We start from the raw sequence: 9197 nt of genomic DNA, 5'->3' as shown, positions 1-9197 counted from the left end.
GCGGCCCGCCGACGCCGTCAGCGACGCGGCTCTTCTCGAAAAAACGCGCGTGAGCCGTCCGCCGGCGGGAGTGGCAACCCCGTCCCGGACGACCCCCGACCCGCGCGCACCGTTCGTTTCCGGACCGACCGCAGACACCGACCGACCGCAGACACCCACAGCGCACCCATGACAGACGCGACCACCACGACGCCGTACGGAGCACAGACCGAGACGGACCGACGCTCGACCGACGAGCCCTTCGAGGGGGTGTATCCCGCGATGACGACCCCCTTCACCGAGGACGACGAGGTCGACCACGAGCAGCTCGCCGACAACGCCCGCTACCTCGAGCGCGCGGGCGTCGACGGGGTCGTCCCCGTCGGCTCCACCGGCGAGTCGGCGACGATGACCCACGACGAGCACGTCGACGTGATCGAGACGGTCCGCGACGCGCTCGACGACATCCCCGTGATCGCCGGCACCGGCTCGAACAACACCGCCGAGGCGCTCTCGCTCTCCCGGCGCGCCGCCGACGCGGGCGCCGACGGTCTGCTCCTCATCTCCCCGTACTACAACAAGCCGGAGCCGCAGGGATTCCTGAACCACTACCGGACGATCGCCGACGAGGTCGACCTCCCGCAGATCGTCTACAACGTCCCGAGCCGGACGGGGCAGTCGATCCCCGTCGACGTCACCGTCGAGCTCGCCGAGCACCCGAACATCCAGGGGTATAAGGCGGCGTCCGGCGACCTGAACCTCATCAGCGAGGTGATCGAGCGCACCCGCGACGAGGCGTTCTCCGTGCTCTCCGGCGACGACGGGCTCACCCTCCCGGTGCTCTCGATCGGCGGCACCGGCACCATCAGTGTCGTCGGCAACGTCGAGCCCGAGCGCTCCTGCGCGATGGTCGGCGCCGCGCTCTCCGGCGACTACGACCGCGCCCGCGCGCTTCACCACGAGCTCTCGCCGCTCGTCCGCGAGCTGTTCGCCGAGACGAACCCGATCCCGGTGAAGGAGGCGATGCACATCCGCGGTCGGGGCGGTCCGCTGGTTCGGTCGCCGCTCTCGCGGCTCTCCGAGGAGCGCCGGGCGGTCCTGCGCGAGCTCCTCGCCGAGTACGACGAGGCCGCGCCCGGCACCGTCGATCCGGCGGCCGTCGATCCGGAGACCGTCGGGCCCGCGGCGGGGGACGGCGAATGAGCGCTGGCGCGACCGACCCGCTCCGGATCGCCGTCACCGGCGCCGGCGGCCGGATGGGCCGCGAGGTGATCGAGGCCGCCGCCGACCGCGACGCCGTCGCCGTCGCCGTCGCGGTCAACCGCACCGCGACCGAGCCCGTCGCGGGCGTCGCGGTCGACGCCGCCGACCGGCTCGGAGAGCTGCTCGCGGCCGAGTCTCCCGACGTGCTCGTCGACTTCACGGGCCCGGCCTCGGCGGTCGCGTACGCGGAGGCCTGCGCCGACGCGGGCGTTCCGATGGTCACCGGCACGACCGGCTTCGCGGACGCCCAGCTGGACAGCCTCCGGGCCGCGAGCGACGCGGTACCGGTGCTCAAGGCGTCGAACTTCGCGCGTGGCGTCGCCGCGCTCCGCCGCGCGGTCCGCGAGGCCGCTGCCGCGCTCCCCGGCTACGACGTGGAGCTGACGGAGACGCACCACAACGGGAAGCGCGACGCACCCTCCGGCACCGCGAAGTCGATCCTCGACGACGTGGAGTCGGTCCGCGACGACCTCGACCGACGCGTCCACGGCCGCGAGGGCGACGCGCCTCGCGAGGCCGGCGAGATCGGGGTCCACGCCCGGCGCGCGGGCGACGTCACCGGCGAGCACGAGGTGTTAGTGGCCGGGAACCGCGAAACGCTCGAGCTCACGCACCGCGCGGGCGACCGCGGGGTGTTCGCGGAGGGCGCGCTCGACGCCGCCGACTGGCTCGCCGGCCGCGACCCCGGCTGGTACGGGTTCGACGACGTGTTGGACGGCGGGAGCGAATAGCTCCGATAACCTCCGGACATACGTATATCGACGAATAAATACCGACACTCATCCATACACAACCTAATGACGCTCGAATCCGACGTATCCGACCTGTGGGACCGCTATCAGGAGGGGCTGACCGCCGCCGACGCGACGGCCGAGGACGCCGAGGTCCTCGAGTCGTTCCTCTCGGCGCTGGAGGCCGGCGAGGTCCGCGCCGCCGAGAAGACCGGCGACGACGTGACCACCTGGGAGGCCAACGAGTGGGTCAAGCGGGGGATCCTGCTGAACTTCGGTCTGCGCGAGACGGAGCCCCGCGAGCACGGCGGCGTCACCTACTACGACGTGCTCCCGCTGCGCGACACCGCCGACCTCGGCGAGCGCGGCACCCGGAACACCCCCGACGGCACCGTCATCCGCCGCGGCGCGTACCTCGGGAGCGACTGCATCATGATGAGCCCCTCGTTCGTCAACATGGGCGCGCACGTCGGCGACGGCACCCTCGTCGACTCCTGCGACACGGTCGGCTCCTGCGCGCAGCTCGGCGAGAACGTCAAGCTCGGCGCCAACACGCTGATCGGCGGCGTCCTCGAACCCGTCGAGGACGCGCCGGTCGTCGTCGAGGACGGCGTCTCGCTCGGCGCGGGCTGCCGGGTCACCTCGGGCTTCCGCGTCGGCGAGAACTCGATCGTCGGCGAGAACACCCTCCTCACCCCCCGCATCCCCGTCTACGACCTCGTCGAGGAGGAGGTCCTCTACGGCCACCTCCCGGCCGACCGCCGGGCGTTCACCCGGATGGTGGAGTCGTCCGTCGGCGACCACGAGCTGTTCGAGGGCGGCGCGTACAAGCCCGCCGTGGTCGCGACCCACGTCGAGGAGGACACGCTGGAGGCGACGCGGCGCGAGGACGCCCTCCGCGAATGAGCGACCGCGACGCGGGACCGGCGGCCGACGCCGGCGTCGACACCGCCGACGGCAACCCCCCGGTCCGGCGCGTGAGCGACTGGGACGCCGACCGGCTCGCCGACCTCGCGGCCGAGCACGGCACGCCCCTCTACGTGCAGGACCTCGACCGCGTGCGCGAGAACTGCGAGCGCCTGCGCGACGCCTTCCCGGACGCCGACGTCCGGTACGCCGTGAAGGCCCACACCGGACGGGCGGTCCTCGAAGCGGTCCGCGAGGCCGGGCTCGACGCCGAGTGCGCCTCGGCGGGCGAGGTCGACCGCGCGCTCGCGGCCGGCTTCGGCGGCGACCGGCTCCACTACACCGCGGTCAACCCGCCCGCCCGCGACCTCGACTACGTCGTCGGCGTCGCCGAGGCGGAGCCCGACCTGACGGTCACCGTCGGCGCGGTCGACACCCTCGACCGCCTCGCCGAGCGCGGCTACGACGGCCGGGTCTGCCTCCGGGTGAACCCCGGCGTCGGCGCGGGCCACCACGAGAAGGTCCGGACCGGCGGCGCGGCGAAGTTCGGGGTCCCGTACGACCGCGCCGCGGAGGCGGCCCGCGAGGCCGCCGAGCGCTTCGACGTGGTCGGGGTCCACGCCCACGCCGGCTCCGGTATCGACCCCGACCAGCTCGACAGCCACCGCGAAATGGTCGCTCGGATGGGCGAGCTGGCGCGCGAACTGACCGATCCGAGTGACGATGCCGCTCCTCTCGACCTCGAGTACGTCGACGTCGGCGGCGGGTTCGGCGTCCCTTATAAAGAGGATGAGCCGCCGCTCGACCTCTCGGCGGTCGCCGAGGCGACCCGCGAGGCCGTCGCGCCGCTCCCCGCGGGCGTCGACCTCGCGATCGAGCCCGGCCGGTACGTCGTCGCCGACGCGGGCGTCCTCCTGACGCGCGTGAACACGGTGAAACCGACTCCGGAGGAGCGGGTCGTCGGCGCCGACGCCGGCATGACGGACCTGCTCCGGCCGGCGATGTACGACGCGTACCACCCGATCCGCAACCTCGGCGGCGGACGGGACGGCGACGGGGGCGACGCCCCGGCCCCCGACGAGCGGGAGGCAACCCCTGTCACAGTCGCCGGACCTATCTGTGAGACCGGCGATACCCTCTGTAGAGACCGAGCGCTCGCCGACCCGACGCGCGGGGACCTCCTCGCGGTCGGTGTCGCGGGCGCGTACGGATACGAGATGGCGAGCCAATACAACTCACGACCGCGACCGGCGGAGGTCGCGCTCGACGACGGAACCGCGACGATAGCCCGGCGCCGGGAGCGCCTCGCCGACCTGACGGCGGTCGAGCGGGAGGCCGAGACGCCGACCGGACCGACGGGGGGCGACCGATGAGCACCCACGCCGTCCCGGTCGAGAAGTACCACGGCACGGGCAACGACTTCCTCGTCGTCGACGCGAGCGCGGAGAGCGTCGGCGACCGCGCGGCGTTCGCGCGCGCCCACTGCGACCGCGAGACGGGCGTCGACGGGACGGACTTCGGCGCCGGAGACGGAACGGGAGACGGCGCGTCCGCCGGTCGCCGCGGCGCCGACGGCGTCCTCTTTTTAAGTATCTCGGAGCGGTTCGACCCGACCCGCGTCGTGATGACGCTCGTCCAGCCCGACGGCTCGACGGCGACGATGTGCGGCAACGGCGCGCGCGTCGTCGCGCGCTGGGCCCACGACCGGACCGGCGACCGCGAGTTCATGATCGACACGCAGGCGGGGACGCGCCGCGCCTCGGTGAACGCGGACGCGACCGCCGCGACCATCGAGATGGGCGAGCCGACGTTCGATCCCCGCTGGGTCCCGGTCGCCCGTGACGAGCCCCTGATCGACGAGTCGGTCGCGGGGCTCACCGTCACGGCCGTCAACACCGGCGTCCCGCACGCGGTCGCGTTCGTCGACGGCGGGCGCGACGACCCCGACGGCATCGACGCGGTCGACCTCGACGCCGTCGCCCCGCCGGTCCGCCACGCCGACGTCTTCCCCGAGGGCGCGAACGTGAACCTCGCCGCGGTGGTCGACGACGGGAGCGGCGACGGGCCCGCGGTCATCGACCAGCGCACCTTCGAGCGCGGCGTCGAGGGCGAGACCCGCTCGTGCGGCACCGGCGCGGTGGCGGTCGTCGCCGCCGCGCGCCGGCTCGGCCTGATCGAGGGCGAGTCGGCCGTGAGCCGCCCGCCGGGCGGCGAGCTGGAGATCACGGTTCCCGACGCGGGCCACGCGACGCTGACGGGCCCCGTCGCCCGCGAGTTCGCCGGGAGCCTCCCCGCCGACCCGCGATGAGCCGACGGTCGTTCGACCCCGTCTCCTTCCTCGAAACGGCCGTCCGGACGCCCTCACACGAGTCCGTCGACGAGACCCGCGAGCTCGTCGTCGAGACGCTGGACCGACGCGGCGTCGAGAGCGAGGTCGTCGCCGGCGGCTGCGTGCTCGCGACGAAGCGCTCGCCCGCGCCCGACGCGGGGCCGCACCTCGTGGCGAACACCCACCTCGACACGGTGACGCCGCACGTCCCGTTCGAGCGCGGGGAAGCGCGCGCGGACGAGCGGCCGGGGGCCGCGCGAGAGGTTGATGCCGCCGACGAGGTGATCCGCGGCCGCGGCGCCTGCGACGCGAAGGGGCCGCTCGCGGCGCTCCTGTCGGGCTTCCTCGCGGCCGACCCGGAACGCGGCCGGCTCACGCTCGCGCTCACGCCGGACGAGGAGACGCTGTCGCTCGGCGCGGCGGCGCTGACCGGGCGCTCGCCCGGGACCGAAGACCGGCTCGACGGCGACCTGTTCCTTGTCGGCGAGCCGACCGGGCTCGACGCGTGCACCGCCGCGAAGGGGCGGTTCCAAGGGACTGTCGAGCTGTCGGGCGTCGCCGCCCACGCCGCGGAGTTCGCCGGCGCGAACGCGGTCGCGGCCGCCGAGGGGGCGCTCGCGGCGATCCGGACCTTCGACGACGGCGCCGACGAGCACCCGCAGCTCGGCCCACCGAAGCTCACGCCGACCGTCATCGAGGGCGGCGCGGCGACGAACCAGGTGCCGGCGGACTGCGAGATCACCGTCGACCGGCGGAGCGTCCCGCCGGAGACGGCCGAGGGGTTCCGCTCGTCGCTCGCGTCGGCGGTGCGGGCGCGGGTCCCCGACGACGTCGGCGTCGACGTCGCGCTCACCGACCGGGAGTCGCCCTTCTTCGAGGCGTTCTCGACACCCCCCGACCACGAACTCGTCGAGGCGGTCGCCGGCGCGGCGCGGGCGGCCGCCGACGCGACCGGGCTCCCCGCCGATCGTGGGGGGTCCGCGCGGCCCTTCGGGGCGGCGACGGAGGCGTCGTACTTCGCGCCGGCGCCGACGGTCGTCTTCGGTCCCGGCGACCTCGCCGACGACGCGGGGGCGGTCGCGCACGCCGAGCGTGAGTACGTCCGCGTCCGAGAGGTGGAGGCGGCCGCGCTGACTGTCGAACGGGCGATCGCGGAGCTGCTGGGCGACGCCGGATCGAGGGACTGATTCGGGTGCGGGGAGGGGCTGATTCGGCTGCGGCGAGAGGCTGATTCGGGTGCGGGGAGGGGCTGATTCGGCTGCGGCGAGAGATCCCGGAAGCGGCGAGAAACCGGTCCGGCCGACGCCGCCGCTTATAAGAGGAACGTCTCCTCTTCGTCCGCGAGGTCGACGAAGTCGTCGGCGGCCTCGATCAGCTCGTCGGCCGCGGAGTTCCCGAACCCCATCGCCTCGACGCGGACCCCCTCGTGGCGGAGGTGCGAGCAGAGGCGGGCGAAGTCGCCGTCGCCGGTACAGAGGACGACGGTGTCGACGTGACTGGCGAGCGAGACGGCGTCGAGGCTCATTCCGAGGTCCCAGTCGGCCTTCTTCGAGCCGTCGGCGAACGTCTTGATCTCCTTGATCTTCGTCTCGAACCCGATGTCGCGGAGCGCCTCGAAGAAGCTCTTCTCCTCCGGCGAGTCGGCCCGGATCACGTACGCGATGGCGCGGACGAGCGCCCGGTCGTTGACGGCGGCCTCGAGCAGCCCCGAGTAGTCGATATTCCGCGAGTAAAAGCTCTGGGCGGAGTGGTACAGGTTCTGTGAGTCGGCGAGCACCGCGACGCGCTGGTCGGGATGGATATCGGTCATACCGCCCCGTTCACCGGCCTGGCTTAGGGGCTTTGGGATCCGGAGCGTCGTCCGATCGACTCGCACTGCCCAAACGTTGCGTAATGCCGATTCGATGTGGGAGTCCGTTTATAAACTTTTTTTGAGTGGAGGGTTTACAGCCGATATACGGCCGGTCTCGGCGGACGAACCCCGGTGCCGTCTGGACATCTGGGGTTTTTAGTAGATAGACTCGTTGGATCGTGGTATGTCACGGCGACACACTGACGGCGGTACCGACGGTCGGCGTCTCGGACGTCGGCAGTGGCTCTCCATGCTCGGCGTCGGCGGCGCGACCGCGCTCGCCGGCTGCTCGGGAAGCGGCGACGGCGGGGATGGAAGCGACGGCAACGAGACCGACGGCTCGGACGGCTCGGACGGCGGCACCGACCGTTCCACGTATTCGACGGCCGCCGCGGCCTCCTTCACGACGCTCAACCCGATCTACAACGACGAAAACGGCGCCGGTAACGCGATCGCTCGAGCGCTCGACCAGGGGTACACGTTCAACGCGGACAACGAGTACGTCCCGCTCCTCTACGACATGTCCACCGAGGACGGCGAGGTGTGGACGTTCGAGGTCCGCGAGGGGCTGGAGTTCAGCGACCCGTACGGCGAGGTGACCGCGAGCGACTTCGTCTACCTGATCCAGGAGATCCACCAGGGGGGATGGGCCAGTTCGGTCAGCGCGACGTACTGGACTGGCGTGGAAGTCGAACAGACCGGCGAGTACGAGTTCCAGGCCACCCTCGGGAGCCCGTCGCTCCTCTGGCCGGAAAGCTACGAGCCGCTCCTCTACCCGATCCCGGAGGACCTCCTCCAACCGTACGTCGAGGAGGAGGACGCCGAGGGGCTCCGGCAGGACGAGGAGCTGCTCGAGCTCCAGTTTTCCGGCAACCTCGGCCCGTACGTGCTCGACGAGTGGCAGCGCGACGGCGGTACCCAGTACAGCCGCAACGACGACTACTACCTCCAGGACGCCGACGACCTCCCGGACGTGTTCAACGAGGCCCCGTACTTCGAGGAGGCGGAGATCCAGGTACTCGGCGAACAGGCCTCCCGGCTCGGCGCGCTGGAGACCGGCGCGGTCGACTCCGCGGCCATCCCGCCGGAGCGCGTTCAGGAGTACCGGGAGAAAGACGGGATCTACGTCAACCGGGTCCCGCAGCCGTACAACGAGAAGCTCTCGGTCAACATGCGCGATAACGGCTGGACGACGGGACCGGGAAACATGTTCCGGCACATCCCGTTCCGGCAGGCGATGGCCGCCGCGATCGACAAGCAGAGCCTGATCCAGGGCGTCTTTCGCGACTTCGCGGAGACGCACTTCACGTGGCAGCCCCGCTTCAGTAACTTCTACCCGCCCGAAGAGGACATCCCCCGGTTCGGCGTCGGCGAGAACTACGGGAGCGAGTACGCCCGCGGCCTCGCGGAGGAGGCGTTCGAGCAGTCGGAGTACGACTACGGCTTCGACGGGGAGACGATGGTCGACCCCGACGGCAACCAGGTCCAGCTCAGCCTCTACCACAGCGCGGGGCAGGAGACCGAGCAACTGATGGGCGAGTTCATCGCGCAGGAGCTCGGCAGCAACCTCGGAATCGACGTGAGCCTCGAGGCCATCGACGGCACGCGGTTCGACACCGAGTACTACACCACGACGGACTTTCCCACGCCCGAGCGAAACGAGGAGGGCGAGGTCACCAACGTCCCGGACGAACTCGTCGACACCGTGAACGGCGAGGAGGTCGAGTGGACGTCCCCGACCGCGACGAATCCCGGACCGCGAAACATCACCGGCAACGAGGACTGGGACATGGAGATCGTGTACGGACTGAACACGTTCCCGCGGAACCCGCTCACCAACAGCGTCTTCTTCGACGGCCCGACCGGGTCCTACAATCCGGTCGGCTACTACCCCGAATTCGACGCGCGGGAACTGTTCGATACCGCCGAACAGGCGACGAGCGAGGAGGAACTGGCCGACGCGCTCGTTGACATCTTCGTCAACCTCGCGGAGGAGCAGCCGTACATCATGCTCGCGTTCCCCGACAGCACGGTCGGCTACCGCGAGGGGCTCGAAGGCCCCGTCGAGGACTTCTCGAACGGCTGGAACCTCCCGGCGTGGAGATACGAGCAGTAGAGTCCCCGTCTCTCCACCACA

The 9197-nt window shown here is 71.6% G+C and carries 8 protein-coding genes; 7 read left to right on the top strand and 1 reads right to left on the bottom strand.

The window, feature by feature from the left end; translation table 11 throughout:
• The first annotated feature begins 168 nt into the window (after positions 1 to 168).
• From dapA to B4V06_RS18055, 6 genes are all read left to right on the top strand, one after another.
• Positions 169 to 1182, top strand: a complete 1014-nt coding sequence (gene dapA, locus B4V06_RS18080; RefSeq protein ID WP_123114169.1) for a 4-hydroxy-tetrahydrodipicolinate synthase — start codon at positions 169 to 171, stop codon at positions 1180 to 1182.
• Positions 1179 to 1973: a 4-hydroxy-tetrahydrodipicolinate reductase gene (gene dapB / locus B4V06_RS18075; protein WP_123114170.1), complete on the top strand. Its 795-nt coding sequence runs from the start codon at positions 1179 to 1181 to the stop codon at positions 1971 to 1973. The genes dapA and dapB overlap by 4 nt, the downstream gene beginning before the upstream one ends.
• Positions 1974 to 2039: 66 nt before the next feature.
• A complete protein-coding gene (locus tag B4V06_RS18070) occupies positions 2040 to 2879 on the top strand; it encodes a 2,3,4,5-tetrahydropyridine-2,6-dicarboxylate N-succinyltransferase (RefSeq protein ID WP_498170951.1) in 840 nt (279 codons plus the stop codon).
• Complete coding sequence (gene lysA / locus B4V06_RS18065) at positions 2876 to 4252, top strand: diaminopimelate decarboxylase (protein WP_498170949.1); 1377 nt, start codon at positions 2876 to 2878, stop codon at positions 4250 to 4252. Before B4V06_RS18070 ends, lysA begins: the two co-directional genes overlap by 4 nt.
• Entirely contained in the window at positions 4249 to 5187 is a 939-nt protein-coding gene (gene dapF, locus B4V06_RS18060; protein ID WP_498170946.1) for a diaminopimelate epimerase, read from the top strand. The genes lysA and dapF overlap by 4 nt, the downstream gene beginning before the upstream one ends.
• Complete coding sequence (locus tag B4V06_RS18055) at positions 5184 to 6395, top strand: M20/M25/M40 family metallo-hydrolase (RefSeq protein ID WP_498170943.1); 1212 nt, start codon at positions 5184 to 5186, stop codon at positions 6393 to 6395. The genes dapF and B4V06_RS18055 overlap by 4 nt, the downstream gene beginning before the upstream one ends.
• 125 nt (positions 6396 to 6520) lie before the next feature.
• Here B4V06_RS18055 and B4V06_RS18050 read toward each other — a convergent pair whose 3' ends face one another.
• Entirely contained in the window at positions 6521 to 7018 is a 498-nt protein-coding gene (locus tag B4V06_RS18050) for a LabA-like NYN domain-containing protein (RefSeq protein ID WP_498170940.1), read from the bottom strand.
• 226 nt (positions 7019 to 7244) lie between these two features.
• Here B4V06_RS18050 and B4V06_RS18045 point away from each other — a divergent pair, with 226 nt between their 5' ends.
• On the top strand, positions 7245 to 9176 hold the full coding sequence (locus B4V06_RS18045; protein ID WP_498170939.1) for an ABC transporter substrate-binding protein: 1932 nt from the start codon (positions 7245 to 7247) through the stop codon (positions 9174 to 9176).
• The last annotated feature ends 21 nt before the right edge of the window (positions 9177 to 9197 follow it).

The sequence above is a fragment of the Halorubrum sp. B53 genome (assembly GCF_059752395.1).
Note: the sequence above shows the minus strand (reverse complement) of the source record. Positions and strands in the feature narration are given on the sequence as shown.